Source organism: Brevibacillus thermoruber 423 (assembly GCF_000454065.1).
Taxonomy (GTDB): domain Bacteria; phylum Bacillota; class Bacilli; order Brevibacillales; family Brevibacillaceae; genus Brevibacillus; species Brevibacillus thermoruber.
Genome location: NZ_KE695655.1, coordinates 151694 through 167937, shown reverse-complemented (window position 1 = coordinate 167937; position 16244 = coordinate 151694). Strand labels below are relative to the sequence as shown.

The 16244-nt window shown below is 60.1% G+C and carries 15 protein-coding genes; 2 read left to right on the top strand and 13 right to left on the bottom strand.

Annotated elements, in window-relative coordinates; translation table 11 throughout:
- Nucleotides 1-293: 293 nt before the first annotated feature.
- The 6 genes from M516_RS0121990 to groES form a co-directional block, all read right to left on the bottom strand.
- Nucleotides 294-1088, bottom strand: a complete 795-nt coding sequence (locus M516_RS0121990) for an HAD family hydrolase (RefSeq protein ID WP_029101030.1) — start codon at nucleotides 1086-1088, stop codon at nucleotides 294-296.
- Nucleotides 1085-1906 carry a carbohydrate ABC transporter permease gene (locus tag M516_RS0121985; RefSeq protein WP_029101029.1) on the bottom strand — a complete coding sequence of 274 codons (822 nt, stop codon included), beginning with the start codon at nucleotides 1904-1906 and terminating at the stop codon, nucleotides 1085-1087. The genes M516_RS0121990 and M516_RS0121985 overlap by 4 nt, the downstream gene beginning before the upstream one ends.
- A gap of 10 nt (nucleotides 1907-1916) precedes the next feature.
- Nucleotides 1917-2876 (bottom strand): carbohydrate ABC transporter permease, encoded by a 960-nt coding sequence (locus M516_RS0121980; RefSeq protein WP_029101028.1) that lies wholly within the window; start codon nucleotides 2874-2876, stop codon nucleotides 1917-1919.
- Between the two features lie 87 nt (nucleotides 2877-2963).
- Nucleotides 2964-4268, bottom strand: a complete 1305-nt coding sequence (locus tag M516_RS0121975; RefSeq protein ID WP_029101027.1) for an ABC transporter substrate-binding protein — start codon at nucleotides 4266-4268, stop codon at nucleotides 2964-2966.
- 191 nt (nucleotides 4269-4459) lie between these two features.
- Nucleotides 4460-6082, bottom strand: a complete 1623-nt coding sequence (groL, locus tag M516_RS0121970) for a chaperonin GroEL (protein WP_029101026.1) — start codon at nucleotides 6080-6082, stop codon at nucleotides 4460-4462.
- A 56-nt stretch (nucleotides 6083-6138) separates the two neighbouring features.
- Complete coding sequence (groES, locus tag M516_RS0121965) at nucleotides 6139-6423, bottom strand: co-chaperone GroES (RefSeq protein WP_029101025.1); 285 nt, start codon at nucleotides 6421-6423, stop codon at nucleotides 6139-6141.
- 270 nt (nucleotides 6424-6693) lie between these two features.
- On the opposite strand from groES, the gene M516_RS0121960 reads away from it, so the two are divergent.
- Nucleotides 6694-8016 carry a CAP domain-containing protein gene (locus M516_RS0121960; RefSeq protein WP_029101024.1) on the top strand — a complete coding sequence of 441 codons (1323 nt, stop codon included), beginning with the start codon at nucleotides 6694-6696 and terminating at the stop codon, nucleotides 8014-8016.
- Between the two features lie 61 nt (nucleotides 8017-8077).
- Here the strand turns inward: M516_RS0121960 and M516_RS0121955 are convergent, their stop codons facing one another.
- From M516_RS0121955 to M516_RS0121930, 6 genes are all read right to left on the bottom strand, one after another.
- Nucleotides 8078-8506, bottom strand: a complete 429-nt coding sequence (locus M516_RS0121955; RefSeq protein WP_029101023.1) for a hypothetical protein — start codon at nucleotides 8504-8506, stop codon at nucleotides 8078-8080.
- Between the two features lie 104 nt (nucleotides 8507-8610).
- Entirely contained in the window at nucleotides 8611-9387 is a 777-nt protein-coding gene (tatC, locus tag M516_RS0121950) for a twin-arginine translocase subunit TatC (RefSeq protein ID WP_029101022.1), read from the bottom strand.
- 18 nt (nucleotides 9388-9405) lie between these two features.
- On the bottom strand, nucleotides 9406-9747 hold the full coding sequence (gene tatA, locus M516_RS0121945; RefSeq protein ID WP_029101021.1) for a twin-arginine translocase TatA/TatE family subunit: 342 nt from the start codon (nucleotides 9745-9747) through the stop codon (nucleotides 9406-9408).
- A 43-nt stretch (nucleotides 9748-9790) separates the two neighbouring features.
- Nucleotides 9791-10792 carry a molybdopterin-binding protein gene (locus tag M516_RS0121940; RefSeq protein ID WP_029101020.1) on the bottom strand — a complete coding sequence of 334 codons (1002 nt, stop codon included), beginning with the start codon at nucleotides 10790-10792 and terminating at the stop codon, nucleotides 9791-9793.
- Nucleotides 10786-11301 carry a MogA/MoaB family molybdenum cofactor biosynthesis protein gene (locus M516_RS0121935; RefSeq protein WP_029101019.1) on the bottom strand — a complete coding sequence of 172 codons (516 nt, stop codon included), beginning with the start codon at nucleotides 11299-11301 and terminating at the stop codon, nucleotides 10786-10788. The genes M516_RS0121940 and M516_RS0121935 overlap by 7 nt, the downstream gene beginning before the upstream one ends.
- 117 nt (nucleotides 11302-11418) lie before the next feature.
- Nucleotides 11419-12015: a 5-formyltetrahydrofolate cyclo-ligase gene (locus tag M516_RS0121930; RefSeq protein ID WP_029101018.1), complete on the bottom strand. Its 597-nt coding sequence runs from the start codon at nucleotides 12013-12015 to the stop codon at nucleotides 11419-11421.
- A 175-nt stretch (nucleotides 12016-12190) separates the two neighbouring features.
- Here M516_RS0121930 and M516_RS0121925 point away from each other — a divergent pair, with 175 nt between their 5' ends.
- Nucleotides 12191-14125 (top strand): ABC-F family ATP-binding cassette domain-containing protein, encoded by a 1935-nt coding sequence (locus M516_RS0121925; RefSeq protein WP_029101017.1) that lies wholly within the window; start codon nucleotides 12191-12193, stop codon nucleotides 14123-14125.
- A 119-nt stretch (nucleotides 14126-14244) separates the two neighbouring features.
- Here the strand turns inward: M516_RS0121925 and M516_RS24200 are convergent.
- Nucleotides 14245-16244, bottom strand: a 2000-nt coding sequence (locus M516_RS24200) for a hypothetical protein (RefSeq protein ID WP_193747015.1), incomplete at its 5' end; no start/stop codon positions are given.

Genomic DNA, 16244 nt, shown 5'->3' with positions numbered 1-16244 from the left:
TGAGTTGAATCATTAGCTTCAAGAAAAAGAATTGCTAGGCTCGTTCAACGCTTTCGCTGTTCAGTTTTCAAAGAGCATTTCGCTTTTTCGTGATCAGCCGCCGCTCAGCAGCGCCGACCCTTCATACTATATCACGCTCTCTTTTCAAAATCAAGAGGAAATTTCTAAGAAGTTATCTTTTTTCATTCTCTTTGAAATTCCTCGGTTGAGAAGCGCAAGTTTCATCATACCAACGTGACCATCGAAAAAGCAAGCGCAAAAAAATGGAAGGCTTCCGAGCGAGCGGAGCCTCCCTACCGGCACAACCCGTCCACAAGAGACGGCAGTTCGCCGATCGTGCCAATCACCGCCTGCGGCAGCAATTCCGCGGGAAGCAGGGCAGCCCCCTGCCCTTCCGCTTGTGCCCCGCCTTCCCTTTTCCATTTCTCCAGGCAGATCTGACGCATCAGGTCGTGCCTGCTCCTGAGACGGGGATCGACCGCCCGCAATTCTTCGGGAAGGCCGCGGCAGACAAAGACGGAGAAGGCGCCGCAGCGATTGGCCAACTGCACGTCATGGTCGAGGCGGTCTCCGACATGGGCCACCACCTCTCCTCCGAGCGGACTGAGAATGGCCGGATCAGGCTTGCCCGCTCCCGCCCGCTCCGGCGTCACGACAGCCGCAAAATACTCCGCCAGTCCGAGCGCCTTCATGACGGGATCCTGATACTTGTAAAACCCGTTGGTGACGGCGGCCAGAGCGTAGCCTTTCGCCTGCAGGGCGGCCAGCACGGCCGGCACCTCCGCTTCCAGCAGCCGGATTTTGGGCGGAACGGCATGCTTTTGCACGATCGCGGCAATCTCCACGCTTTCCCTGACCCCCAGGCGTCCGAGCAGTTCCGCCAGCATCCCGTCCCAGTCGTACGCTTCCACATACCACCCCTGCCGCAACCGCCTTTCATGCTCCCCCACCAATTCAGCCACGATGTCATAGGGCCGGCCCAGCCAGCCGGCGACGGCAGCCGCAATTTCCGGAAACACCCATCCGCCAAACGGATTTTGCATCAGCGTTCCGTCGAGGTCAAACGTAATCCAGCGTTTCTTACTCATTTGATCGCCCCCGAAGTCAAGCCTTCAATAAACTGTTTGGACGCGAACAGGAACGCCACGATCATCGGCAGGGAAGAAAGGGTCAGGCTGGCGAACAGCAGGTTCCACTCCGTATCGTATTCCCCGAACAGGGTCAATACGCCCAGCGGAATCGTGCTCAGCTCCTCGCTTTTGAGAAAAATCAGCGGATAGAAAAAATCGTTCCAGACGCCGATCAAATGCACGATGCCCACCGTTGCCAGCGGCGGCTTCATCAGCGGCAGAATGATCTTCCAGTACACCTGGAATCCGTTGCAGCCGTCCAGCCGCGCCGACTGGTCCAACTCCGCCGGGAGCGTCTTGAAGAACCCGTAAAAGACAAACACGGCAAAGGGAATGCCGCCGGCCACGTACAGAATCACCAGGGACGTCAGCGTATCCAGCAGCTTCAACTGCAGCATGATCATATACAGCGGGAGAATGGCCAGCTTCATGGGAAGCATCAAGCCCAGCATAAAGAAAAACAGCACGTACGGATTCCAGCGAAACGGATAGCGGGACAGGTAGAAAGCAGCCAGAGACGAGAGAAACAGGATCAACAAGACAGACAGCCCGCTCACGTAGACGCTGTTCCATACATATGCGCCAAAGTTCACCTTCTCCCACACCAGCTTGTAGTTTTCCAAGGAAAGCGAAGCGGGCAGGCCGAGCGGCGACGTGAGGATCTCCAGATTGGTTTTGAACGACGACGCGATCATCAGAAAGACGGGATACAGCGCCAAAAAGGAAAAAACCAGCAGCACCAGATACTTCGCAAACTGTCCGAACCTTGCCGTCATGGTCGTCCTCCTACAGTTCGTATTCCTTGCGCTTGAAGAAGAAGAGCAGCACCGCCGTCGCGCTGGAAATCATCATGAACAGCACAACAGCCAGCGCCGACCCCAGCCCGATGGACTCGCCCCCCTCCACCGACCCGAAGGCCAACCGGTAGAAGTACGTGGCCAGCACGTCCGTGGAATAGTAGGGTCCGCCTTGCGAACCCTGCATGGCAAAGATCAGCTCAAACGTCTCGAACGAGCCGATGAACGTCAAAATCGTCATCACCATGACCGACGGCATCGCCAGCGGCAGGGTAATGCGCAGCAGCATGGTCAGCCCGGAGGCCCCGTCCATTTTGGCGGCATCGTAGATTTCCGCCGGGATGGCCTGGAGCCCGGCCAGGAAGATCAGCACGGCAAACCCGAGTCCGTACCAACTGTTGACGAGGATGATCGCGTAGAGGGCTGTGTCAGGATCCCCCAGCCAGGGGCGGGCCCATTCTTCCAGTCCGACATGCTTCAAAAATGTGTTCAGCGCGCCGTACGTCGGGTTCAGAATCAGGCTGAACAGGAAGCCGACGACGATCACCGACAGCAGCTTGGGCAGGAAAAAGACCGTTTTGAAAAACTCCTTGCCGCGAATCCTGCTGTTGATCATCAGCGCGAGCAGGAACGCGACCGCCAGCTTGGCGACGATCGTACCCGCAAAAAAGATGACGTTGTGGCCGAACCCGCGGAAAAACATCTCCTTGAACGGCGATTCGGTAAACAGGCGCACGAAATTGTCCAGACCGATAAACGCGCCCCGCTTCAATCCGTCCCAGGCGTAAAAGCTGTTCAGAAACGCAGAGAAGATGGGATACACCTGAAACCACACGTAAATGACCAAGGCCGGCAGCAGGAACAAGTGAACCAGGTGCTTGCTCCTGTTCACGCCCCGACGCGGAGAGGCCTGCCGCTTCACCTCGCTCGATTTCTCCAACACTGCCATGGGTGAACACCTCCCGAAAGACAGGGTACAGCCAAGCGATCCGGCCTGACTGTACCTCTGCCTGTTTTGTTTTCATCCGGTGCGCCGCTACTTCGTCGGCACGAACCACTTGTCGGCGGATGCCTGGGTCGCCTCCGCCACCTGTTCGACGGTGAGCTTGTTGATGTACATGCCCTGCAGCGAATCCTCAAACGTGGTTTTCGTGGTCGGCGTGCCCTCCCCGAAATGAACGAGCATCAGGAACGGCACCATGCTGGTTTCGCTGAGCTGCGTCATCTTTTGCACCAGCGGATGCTTGGGGGTCACGCCGGGAATGGGGCTGACGCGGTTCAGTTCGTCGCTGAACCGTTGGCCAAACTCCCTCGACGCGAGGAACTCCATGAACAGCTTCGCCTCTTCCGGATGCCTGGACGCCTTGACTACACCGTAGGAGCCGTCCACCCAGTTGACGATCGGGGTGTCGCCGCCTTTCTCTTTGGCCAGGGACGGGATCACGTCCAGCGGCATGTCGGGGTTTTGCTTTTCAAACGTTTCCAGCCGGTAGCTGCCGTTGATGTACATGGCCGCTTTGCCCGTGTAGAACAGCGCCTGCGCGTCCTTGTCGTCGATTCCCACAAAATCGGGCGGGAAAAATGGTGCCAGTTCCTGCATCTTTTTGATCGAATCGAGAAACGCCGGGTCTTTGAAGGTGGTCTCGCCCTTCACCATCTTTTCCACGAAGTCGCCGCCGCCGTACGCGCTGATGCCAATGACGCTGTGCGTGATGGAGAGCAGATAGGCCGCTTTGCCGGACTGCGCGATTGGAATGATTCCCTTTTGCTGGAGTGCGCGACACACCTGGAGAAATTCGTCCCAGGTTTGCGGAGGCTTTAGGCCGTTGTCGGCAAACAGCTTTTTGTTGTAAAAGATGACAGCGGAGTTGATCGACAGCGGGACGCCGTACACCTTGTGGTCGCTGCCCCGGGCTGCGTCCAGGTACGACTGCGGAATCTCCTGGATCCCTTTGAGGTCGTCCAGCGGCAGCAGATACCCGGCGTCGGCCATCGCGCGGGTGCCCGCATACGGACGAAGCTGCACGATGTCCGGTCCGGTTCCGGAGGTGAGGGAGTTGGTCAGGATGGTGTTGTACTCGGTCGATTTGAACGGTTTAAACTTCACCTTGATCCCGGGATGGCGCTTTTCAAACTCGGCAATGAACGCGGCGTACGCGTCCTTGTCTTCCGGCCGCCAACTGTACATGACCAGTTCCACCGTCTCCCCTTTTGCCGGTTCAGCTCCCGGCTGAGCGTTCCCGCTTGACTGATCGCCCGCAGTCGACGACGGACTGCCGCTGCAAGCAGCCAGGACGAACACCAGACATGCACAAAACAGCCAGACTCCTGCTTGTTTCATTGTGAATCGCCTCCTTGTCCATTTTTTTCGCTTGTCTCTCTGTCAGCTTATTCCTGAAGTATTATTTTACATTTTATTTTGAAAATATGAAATATTTTTTCAGTAAAACAACCAACCCAGGCATGCTTTCTCATAAAAAAAGAGAGACAGACCTACTGTCTGCCTCTCTTTCCGAATCGGTAATCCGATTCTTACATCATGCCCATGCCGCCCATGTCCGGCATGCCGTTGCCCGCTTTGGACTCTTCCGGTTTGTCAGCCACAACGGCTTCCGTAGTCAGGAACATAGCCGCTACGGATGCAGCGTTGGACAGAGCGGAACGGGTAACTTTCGCAGCGTCCACGATACCTGCTTCGATCATGTTTACCCATTCTTCGGTAGCAGCGTTGAAGCCGATGCCAACCGGTTCTTTTTTCAGGCGCTCCACGATGACGGAGCCTTCCAGACCTGCGTTCGCAGCGATTTGACGAACCGGCTCTTCCAGTGCGCGCAGCACGATTTGCACACCCACTGCTTCTTCGCCCTCGGCAACCACTTTCTCAACCGCTTTGATCGCGTTGACGAGCGTGGTACCGCCGCCAGGAACGATACCCTCTTCCACTGCAGCGCGAGTGGAGTTGAGCGCGTCCTCGATGCGCAGTTTTTTCTCTTTCAGTTCGGTTTCGGTAGCCGCACCGACTTTGATCACTGCTACGCCGCCAGCCAGTTTTGCCAGGCGCTCTTGCAGTTTTTCACGGTCGAAGTCGGACGTGGTGTCTTCGATTTGTTGACGGATTTGAGCAACGCGGCTTTCGATTGCAGCCTTGTCGCCTGCACCTTCCACAATCGTGGTGGTTTCTTTGGTAACAACAACTTTACCAGCGCGGCCCAGTTGCTGCAGTTTGGTGGATTTCAGTTCCAGACCCAGTTCTTCGGTGATCACTTCACCGCCGGTCAGGATGGCGATGTCTTGCAGCATAGCTTTGCGGCGGTCGCCGAAGCCAGGAGCCTTAACGGCAACAGCAGTGAAGGTACCGCGCAGCTTGTTGACTACGAGGGTAGCCAGCGCTTCGCCTTCCACGTCTTCCGCGATGATCAGGAGCGGTTTGCCGCTTTGTACCACTTGCTCCAGCACCGGCAGGATCTCTTGGATGTTGGAGATCTTCTTGTCGGTGATCAGGATGTAGGGCTCTTTCAGAACCGCTTCCATCTTGTCGGTGTCGGTGATCATGTACGGGGAAGCGTAGCCGCGGTCGAACTGCATACCTTCTACAACTTCCAGCTCGGTCGTGAAGCCTTTGGACTCTTCGACGGTGATAACGCCGTCTTTGCCCACTTTTTCCATTGCTTCAGCGATCAGTTCGCCCACTTCTTTGCTGTCAGCGGAAATGGACGCAACTTGCGCGATAGCCGCTTTGCTTTCCACCGGTTTCGCGATGGACTTGATTTCTTCCACGGCAGCGCGTACCGCTTTTTCCATACCGCGACGAACAACCATCGGGTTGGCGCCGGCGGTTACGTTTTTCAGACCTTCGCGGATCATCGCATAAGCCAGAACGGTAGCGGTGGTCGTACCGTCACCCGCGATGTCGTTGGTTTTGGTGGCAACTTCTTTTACGAGCTGCGCACCCATATTTTCATAAGCGTCTTCCAGCTCGATCTCCTTCGCGATGGTCACACCGTCGTTGGTGATCAGCGGAGAGCCGAATTTTTTCTCCAGAACCACGTTGCGGCCTTTCGGGCCGAGGGTTACTTTCACGGCGTTAGCCAGTGTTTCCACCCCGCGAAGCATCGCGCGGCGTGCGTCTTCAGAGAACTTGATTTGTTTTGCCATCTCAAACTCAACCTCCTGCGTTATGTGTTTTCCGTACGTTCCTTATGTGAAAAGCCTTAGCCGATGATCGCGAGGATATCGGATTCGCGGAGCACGAGGTATTCTTTGTTGTCCACTTTTACTTCGGTGCCGGCGTATTTGGAGAAGATCACCTTGTCGCCTTCCTTCACTTCCAGCGCGATGCGCTCGCCGTTGTCGGAAACACGACCGGAACCGACTGCGATAACGCGTCCTTCTTGCGGTTTCTCCTTCGCAGTGTCAGGGAGAACGATACCGCTTGCGGTCGTCTCTTCTTTGGAGATTGGTTCGATTACCACACGGTCACCCAATGGCTTCAGCACAAAAAACACCCTCCTTAAAATGTAGGTTCATGAAGATTTTTGTTGTTAGCACTCGATCGAGGGGAGTGCTAACACCCACTACCTATAATAATGAATCCCTATGTACTTTGCAAGTGGTTTCCCTCACTTTTTTCCAAATGGCCCGCTCTCTTTTCCCTCTCATTTTGGCGGGTTTTTTTCTGCGTTTGCTAGATTTTCGGTTCTACCAGACCGGCTTGTTCATATAGATAAACCATGGAATCAGACAAGCCATCCAAGGAGGGAACCTGCATGCGCAAATGGATCTGGATTGGCGTGTTCGCCCTCTCCGTCGCGGGCATCGGCCATTTCCTCACCGCGGGCGATTCGTCCGCCATCCGCGTCAACGTTCAGCCGACCACGCTATATTGGGACGGCAAGGCCATGACGGGCAGTGATCCGTCCGGGTATTTTTACGACGGCACCCGCCACCTTCCCGCCGCGCTGGAATACAAGGGAACCACCTATGTTCCCCTGTCCCTGATCGGCCGCCATCTGAACAAGCCAACAGGCAGGGACGAGGCTAGCCATTCCGCCTGGCTGGGACAAGAGCCGGGGGCTGCAACAAAACGCCCTTCGCCCCAGCAGGCTGGTCCTGCCGCGGTCCAACTTCCGCCCGCCCGGTCAGCGGCAGCGGCGCCTGTTTCAGCCGCGACCGCACGTCCCGCTCCGAACGCTCCCTACAGCCTGTTCGGCATTTCCCTCGGCATGCCGGCCGAGCAGGTGATCCGTGTGCTCGGCAAGCCGGCGCGTCAGGAGCCAAGCGGTCTGGGGTACCAGTGGTGGATCTACAACCGCGATCCGGCCCGTTACCTCCAGGTGGGCATCAGCGACGGCAAGGTGGTGGACGTCTACTCCAACGCGCCCCAGGCCAAGACGGGCGATGCCGCCATCGGCACCAGCCTGCCGGCTCTGGTCCGCCACTACGACATTGGCCATACCGTCTCGTTTTCCTACATGAACGCCCAGGTGCAGATCACCAACCAAAAATACCAGCGGCCGCTGGCAATCGTCGACGGTATTCCCCACATCTTTTACCTGGACAAGCAGAACGGCGACAAAGTGACAGCCATCCGTCTGATTGACACGCTGATGCTGCTGCGCGGCGGCTTTTACGAAACCAAGTGGACGTATCAGGGCGAGGCCCCCGATTTCGATCCCCCTCCGTTGAGCGTAAAAGAGCGGGAGCAGGTGAACGCCGCGATGGAGCGTCAGGTACTCGACCTGGTCAACGTCGTCCGCTACCGCTACAAGCTGCCCCCGCTTTCCTGGAGCGAACAGGCCGCCCGCGTCGCGCGGCAGCACAGCCTGGACATGGAGAGCCACGGCTTTTTCGACCACGTCTCCGCCACCACCGGCCTGAATCCGTTCGAGCGGCTGCAGCAGGCAGGGATCGCCTACAGCATGGCGGGAGAAAACATCGCCGCCGGGTACCCGGACGCCATCGAAGCCCACGAGAGCTGGATGAACAGCCCCGGCCACCGCAAAAACGTGCTGGAAAAAGGATTCGCCCAACTGGGTGTGGGCGTGGCGACCGACTACTACACCCAGACGTTTCTCACGCTCAAACAATAAGGGCGGGAACTGTCCCATTGGCCCCTTTCGCCTAGTCCTGGCCCGTGGGTAAGCCGCGCCTTCAGTCCCGCAGGCGGACCAGCCTTTTCAGCCCACCCACCTCGCCGCCAAACTCGACGACCAGGGTCTCGTACTCCTTGGTGTGCAAAATCATCCAGGGGCGGCGGCTGCCCGCTTTGGGCATGACGACAAAGATCTCGGCGATGGCCGCGTCGATCTTCGACGGCCGGTGAACCAATTGCTTCGGCGGCACCAGCGGGATTTTGACGATCATCGCGTGTTCCAGCGGCGGGTTCAGCTCCTGCACCCGCCCGCTTACACTGTTCAGGAGGGCCTGGGCTTCCGTCTGAAACGCCTCCGTGTTGTCAAAGGTGTCCACCACCCGCTCCTTGTCCGTGTCAAACAGCTCTACCTGCTCGGCCGCTTCCGCTTTGGCCGCTCCCGTTTGCAGCGGAGAGACCAGCAGGGCCAGGCAGAGAATCAGCCACATGGATGTACGCACCTCCCGTTTTTTCCCGTAGTAGTATGCCCGGCCGCATCCAAAAGTAGAAGAAAAAAGTCCCCCACCGCTTCCGGCAGGGGACTTCGCACGCATCAGCGAACCGCTTCGTCCGCTTCCCATCCGTATTCTTTTTCCCAGTCCTCGTCCTCTTTCAGTTGTTTGCGGTAGACGATCCGCGACAGCCAGATGCTCAGCTCGTAGAGGAGCAGGAGCGGGATCGTCACCAGGATGTCGCTGACAATCTCGGGCGGCGTCAGCGTAATCCCCACCACCGCCAGCCCGAAGTAGGCAAAGCGGCGAACCTTCGCCAGCCGCATCGGGTTGAGGATGCGCAGCCGGGTCAGGAACATGACGACAATGGGCAGTTGAAACAGCAGCCCGAACGGAATCACCATGTTCACCAGGAAACCGAAGTACTCGGCGATCCCGTAGTTCGGCTTGACGTCCATCCCCATCGAGATACCGCTGACGAACTGCATCACCATCGGAAACACCACATAGTAGCCAAACAGGATGCCGACGACGAACAGCACGCACGCGGCCGGGATGAACATCAGCGTCACGCGCCGCTCGTTGGCGCGAAGCCCCGGCGAGACGAACAGCCAGGTCTGATACAGCGCAAACGGCAGCGTCACCACCACTCCGACCAAAAAGGCGAACTGCATGTACACCCGCAGCGCGTCGGAAGGGTGCAGGGAGACGAGCGGGACTCCCTCGGTGATCGGCTTTTCCTTCAGATATTCGATAAGAGGGCCGGCAACAAAAAAACCGGCAATCAATGCAGCAACAAATACGACCAGCACCCAGATAATCCGCCTGCGCAGCTCGGTCAGGTGCTCCACCACGGTCATTTCGCGATCGTCCGACATGTCCACCACCTGACCCGGTTACGCCTTGGGCTGTCCGCTTTCGGCCTGCAGCCGCTCCTGCTCCAGCTTTTCCCGAATCTCCTTTTCCAGGCGTTCGCGCTCCAGCCGCTCGCGAATTTCCCGCTCCAGCTTCTCGCGGTCAAACGCGTCCTTTTCGGTAATCACGGCCTTGGCGGGCTGTTCCTTCAACTTGGCCTCGTCTTCGTCATCGTCGTCCTTGGTCAGGCCGCGGGTGGCGTTTTTAAACTCCTTCAGCGTGTGACCCACCGCGCGTCCCAGCTCCGGCAGCTTCTTGGGGCCAAACAGCACCAGGGCGAGCAGCAGAATCAAGATCAACCCAGGAATCCCAATCGAACTCATCCACGTTCACTCCTTTTCTCCTGTCATCCAACAGTGTTGCCAGCTAGCACTTGCGCAATCCTCCGTATCCCAACCGGGTCATGTCCGACTCGACGATCCGCTCGCCGGCCAGGATCCGGGGCAAAAACACGTCAAACGAGGTAAACGGCTCGTGCATCACCGCTCCGGGCAGGCCCAGAATCGGCACGTCGCCCTTGTAGGCCACCATCAGCATGGAGCCCGGCAGCATCGGCGTGCCGTAACGGACCACCTCCGCTCCAACGCCGGCAATCGCCCCCGGCGTGCGGTCGTCCGGGTCGACCGACATCCCGCCGGTCACCAGCACCAGATCGACGCCCTCCTCCAGAAAGCGGGTGATCTCCCGTTCGATCATGTCCTTGTCGTCGGGAGCAAAGCGCTGCTCCGTCACGCGGGAACCGAGCGCCTCCACCTTGGCCCGGATGACGGGGCCGAACTTGTCGGCAATCCGCCCGGAATACACTTCACCGCCAGTGGTGACCAATCCCACTTTCTTCTCGAGAAACGGCTTCACCTGCACGATCGGACCGCTGAAACCCTTCGCCAGCTCTTCCAGGCGGACGATTTGCGCCTCCTCCATGATTAGCGGAATGATCCGCGTGGCCGCCACCGTCTGCCCGGGCTGCACCACCTGGTCGCTGTAGATGGTGGACAGGGCGATGCCTTCCAGCGCGTTGATCGCGTGGACGGCTTCTTCGTTGATCTTCGCCAGACCCAGCCGGGTCGCCTTCATCGACACCTTGCCCTCGTAAGGCTCGGTCAGCGTCAGTCCGTCCCCGGACACCGCCCGGGCAATCCGCGTGCCCGCGTCGTCCTCGTGAATGTACCCCTCCGGCATCTCCAGCACGTAGATGTGCTCCTTGCCGATGGAGAGCAGCGGCTCGATGTCCGCTTCGGTGATGACATGCCCTTTTTTGAACAGGCGTCCTTTAAACTTTCCAGGCAAAATCTGCGTCATGTCGTGGGGAAGCATCATGCCTACCGCTTCCCGCACAGGCACTTCCTTCAGCTTCGGTTTCTCTACCAACCCAATCCTCCCCAATCTTCGCTGGCCTCTCCCGTTCCCTGCAAAATGTGCAAGGCGTCGGACAGCATGTCTCCGATTGCGTTGAAGCAGATTTCCACGCCTCTGGGATTGCCCGGGAGGTTGATGATCAAGGCGTTACCGCGCGTACCCGCGACAGCGCGGGTCAGCATCGCGCGGCGGGACTGCTGCAATCCGGCCCGACGCATTTCCTCGGCCAGACCCGGCACCGGCCTGTCCATCACCCACGCCGTCACTTCCGGGGTGACGTCGCGGGGACTCAACCCCGTGCCGCCGGTGACGATCAACAAATCGCACTTCTCCCGGTCCACCAGCTCGATCATGTGCTCTTTCAGCTCCTCCATGTCGTCCGAGACGGCGCGGTAAATTGCCACGTCCGCCTGCAGCCACTCACGGGTCAGCTTGCGGATGATCGGGATTCGATCGTCCACCCGGTCTCCTTTTGCGATGGAATCACTTGCCGAAATGACGCCAATTTTCCAGTTGCTCACAGCCTATTCCTCCATTTGCCCTTGCTTTTGTATTGTACACTGTTTTGTTCCCGCTGTAGATAGCGCGGGAGGAAAAGACGCAATCCTGACACAAAACGGCCGCGGACCGGCGCCCGCTCAGCGCTGATCGGCTGCTCCGGTCTCCAGCACGCCCGCTTCCGTCACGAGGTAATCGAGGCGGACGTCATGCGGCTCCACCGGCACGGACGGCACCACCTGAAAATGGTAGCCGCACCCGATCAGCATCGGCTTACGGTCCAGCGCGGCGAGAAACCGGTCGTAGAATCCGCCGCCGTAGCCCATCCGTCCCCCCTGCCGGTCAAATGCCACACCCGGCACCAGCACCGCGTCCAGCGCCGCCAGATCGGCCTCCTCCGCTTTCGCCGGATCCGGCTCCATGATCCCGTACGCCCCGGGCCGCAGCATGTCCGGTCCGGTATAGCGGTAGGGAATCAGCCGGCGCTCCGCCACGAGGGTCAGGGGCAGCCATACCTCCTGTCCCCTTTGACGGGCGCTGTCGAGAAACGGTACGATGTCCAGCTCCTCGCGCATCGGATGGAAGGCCATCACGGTCCGGCACGCCGCCAGTTTGGCAAAGGACAGCAAATGACGGCACGCCTCCCGGGAGCGATCCGCCCGTTCTCCGGCAGGCAGCGCCGCCCGCTCGGCCAGCATCTGACGGCGAAACGCCTGCTTCACCTTGACCCGTTCCATTCCCAACGATCCCCTCCCTTTTTTCGGCGCTTGCGCACGGGAGGCGCGAGGGTTGTCCCCGGCGCTCTCTCTACGCTACACTTGTCTGATAGGGCAGCTTGCGACGACGCCCCGCGAACACGGGAAGCGCCGCCCGCCCGCTTGCGGTACAGGTATGTAAAAGAGGTGACATGCAATGATTTTGCTTCAAGCTGAACATATACACAAAACGTACGGGGTTGAGACTATTTTACAGGACATCTCCCTGCAAATACAAACCGGAGAACGGGTCGGACTGGTCGGCGTAAACGGCGCCGGTAAATCGACGCTGATGAAAATCCTCGCCGGTCAGCTCAGCTATGACAGCGGAACCGTCCGCATTCCCAAGGACGTCACCGTCGGCTACCTGGCTCAGGACAGCGGCCTGGAATCGGAGCGGACCATCTGGGACGAGATGCTCTCCGTATTCAGCGACCTGCAGGAGGAAGAGCGGGAACTGCGGAAGCTGGAGGCGCTGATGGGCGACCCCGCCGTGCTGGCTGACGAGAAGCGCTATCAGCAGATTCTCGAGGATTACGCCCTCCGTTCCGAGGCGTTCAAGGAGCGGGGCGGCTACGCCTACGAAGCGGCCATTCGCGGCGTCCTGCACGGGCTGCGGTTTGCCGACATGGACAGCCAGACCCCGATCAAAACGCTGAGCGGCGGGCAGAAGACCCGCCTCGCCCTGGCCAAGCTGCTGCTTCAGGCCCCCAGCGTCCTGCTTCTGGACGAGCCGACCAACTACCTGGACATCGAGACGCTCACCTGGCTGGAAACCTACCTGCAAAACTACCAGGGGGCCATCCTCGTCGTCTCCCACGACCGCTACTTTCTGGACAAGCTGGTGACCGTCGTCTACGAGATCGAGCGCACCCGCGCCACCCGGTACGTGGGCAACTACAGCCGCTTCCTGGAACAAAAGGCGGCGCGGCTGGAGCAGGAAATGAAACGCTACGAGAAGCAGCAGGAGGAGATTGCCCGGCTGGAGGACTTCATCGCCCGCAACATCGCCCGGGCGACCACGACCAAACGGGCGCAGAGCCGGCGCAAGACGCTGGAAAAGATGGAGCGGCTGGAGAAGCCGGTCATGCAGAACAAATCGGTACACTTCTCGTTTGAGATCGCCAAGATGAGCGGCAACGTCGTGATGAAGGCAGCCGACCTGAGCATCGGCTATCCGAACGCCGCCCTCTCCCGCCACCTGACGTTTGAGATCGAGCGGGAAGAGCGTGTCGCCCTGGTCGGCCCCAACGGCATCGGCAAATCGACGCTGCTGAAGACGATCGTGCAAAAGCTCCCCGCCCTCTCCGGCAGCATCCAGTTCGGCAGCAACGTGACGATCGGCTACTACGACCAGGAGCACCGCGATCTCAACGAGCAGAACACCGTGTTGAACGAGATCTGGGACGAGTACCCGCAGATGCCGGAAAAGGACGTCCGCACCCTCTTGGGCAACTTTCTGTTCAGCGGTGACGACGTGCAGAAGCGCATCGGCGAGCTGTCCGGCGGCGAACGGGCGCGGGTCTCGCTGGCCAAGCTGATGCTGAAGCAGGCCAACTTCCTGATTTTCGACGAGCCGACCAACCACCTGGACATCTACAGCAAGGAAGTGCTGGAAAACGCATTGTACGATTACCCGGGCACGATCCTGTTCGTCTCCCACGACCGCTACTTCCTGAACAAGATCGCCACCCGCGTGCTGGAGCTTTCCCCCGATGGGGTGACCAGCTATCTCGGCAACTACGACTACTATGTGGAGAAAAAACAGGAGTTGGCCGAACTGGCGGCCGAACAGCAGGCACCATCCGGCAAAAAGCAGGGAACAGCGGCCGCCTCCCAGCCGGAAAAATCCTCGTACGAGCTGGACAAAGAGGCAAAACGGCGCGAGCGTCAGCGCCAGCGTCGTCTGGAGGAGATCGAGGCAACCATTCAGCAGCGGGAAGCGGATATCCGCAAATGGGAGGAAGAGCTGTGCCTGCCCGAGGTGTACAGCGACCACGTGCAGGCCAAGGAGCGCAACGACCTGATCGAGCAGGCGAAGGCGGAGCTGGAGCGGCTCTACGAGGAATGGAGCGAACTCTCCGAGGCGTGAGTCACCGCCGGCGTTTCCCTCCGGCGGCGAACAGGCGGCACCGGAGCAAGGCGGCAGCGAACAGGCTGCGGAACAGGCTGCGCCGGGGCCAACCGTCCGGCTGCGGCGACGTCAGCCGGTCACGACGTGGAGCAGCGCTGCTCCTCCGACTCTCCCAGCGCCGCGTACAAGGCCGGCACAACCAGAAAGACGATGCAGGTCGCAGCGGTGATGATCCCGGAATCGTTGAGCAGAAGGCCGGCCAGGGAGCCGGCGATCACCCCCGAAAACCCCTTGACCAGATACGGATAATCGCGGGCCAAATGGCGCAGGTAGCGATCGTTGCAGAGAGCCAGCAGGCCGAGGACGACCAGGGAGACGGCAAACACCTTGCTCCACACCGACACGCGGATGAGCCGCAGGTTCATCTCCAGTTTGCGCTGCACGATCCGGGCCACTTCCGTCCAATCCCCCGAGACGATCTGCTGCGCCGCCCGGCCAATGTGAGTGGGCGGCTGATCGGACAGCAAACTGGCCCCCGCCAACACGACCGCACCCGCCAGGACGCCTCCTGCCAACAGCAGGAGGCCTTTTTTTCCGAATCGCCACCCCTGCATCCGGACAAACGCCACGGAAAACCCGACCAGACTGGCCAGGAACCCGCCGGCGTCAGCCCCCAACCCAGGAGACGCCATGTAATACAGGACGAGGCCGAACAGGCCGCTCCCGACGGTCACGGACAGCGGATCGGCTCCTCCCTCCGCCGCCTCCCGCCTGTCCCGCCGCCACTGGCAGAGCGCGGCCGCAAACAGGATGGCGCTGCCGATCAGCACCCCCTCGTATTCGTTGCCCAACCCGTAAAAACGGGCGCCAATCACCGGATCGTACCCCAGATAGGAACGGCGCATCGCCGGATTGCCGAACATGCCGTCCGCCAGCAGCGCCAGCGCGGTCACCCCCGCCACAATAGCCAATCCGGCCGGCAGCGAGCGCCCCTGTTCCAGCAGCATGCCGCCCGCCATCGCAGCGGTGATGACCGCTCCCAGGACAACCGCTGGCGGCACCTTCCAGCCGACCAGCCCCTCCGCCAGAAACAGCAGGGGAAACCAGAGCATCGAAAGCAGCGCCAGCCGGACAATGCGGCGCGCCAGGTTCAGCCTCTCGCCGCCTGTTCGCCTTCCCCACAGCCACAAGAGCGAAGCCGCTCCCAGGATCACGATCTGCAGCATTACGTACGTGTACAGCACGGAAGAACGGTTGGCGTAAATATGGTGAATCCGATCCACTTCGCGCAGCAGATCGGAGAAGCGCTTTTCCGCCGACAGACGCAGCAGGTGGCCGGACAGCCCCTCCGGCGGCGGCACGCGCAGCCATGACAGGACGGTGGGCAGCACATCCAGACCGCTGACCACCCCCGCCTGTCTGGTCGTCGCCGAGGTGAGCACCCCCGCCGCTCCTCCCCGCCACAACAGGATCGGCGTCAGCAGCGCCTTCTCCTTTTGGGCCTGAACATGCGGTGCGGGCGACAGCAGCATCACCAACTGCTCCGGCCTGCGCTCCCGCAGCACCCGATCCAAAAAGGCGCCCAGGTCGGCCAGCACCTGTTCGTACTGGCGGGCGAACCGGTCCGGCGCCATGTCGTCCGCCATTTGATAGAGGCGGGCCAGGTCGGACAACTGCACCGCAATCAGCCCGGAGGTGCGGTCCGCGTGAATCCGGGCGGCGAGGTAGTCGTAGCGGGTGCGCACGCCGTACGGGTAGCCGTCCTTTTGCTCCGAGACAGCGGCGGAGAGATCTCCCCGGGGGACGCGCCCCCGCTCATCCATGGCAAAGAGTACGGCGTGCCGCTGACGCACGTCGTCGTAATCGCCGCTGCCGTAACTGGCAGCGGGAATGCCGCGGCGGGCGAGCGTTTCGCCCAGCAGGCCGATCCGGGCGGTGTACGGCTTGTCCCGGTTTTCCGCGTGCAGGCGATAAATGCCGGGAAACACGACCCGGAAGCGTGCCACGTCTGCCCCGTCCGGCGGACTGAGCTGCCGGGCGCGCTCGCCTGCCGTCTCCCCGGTAGAGAGTGGTTCCTCCGGGTGATACGCCGTTCCGCTGCGCTCCGTGTACACGGCCGGTCCGCCGCTGCCGAGCA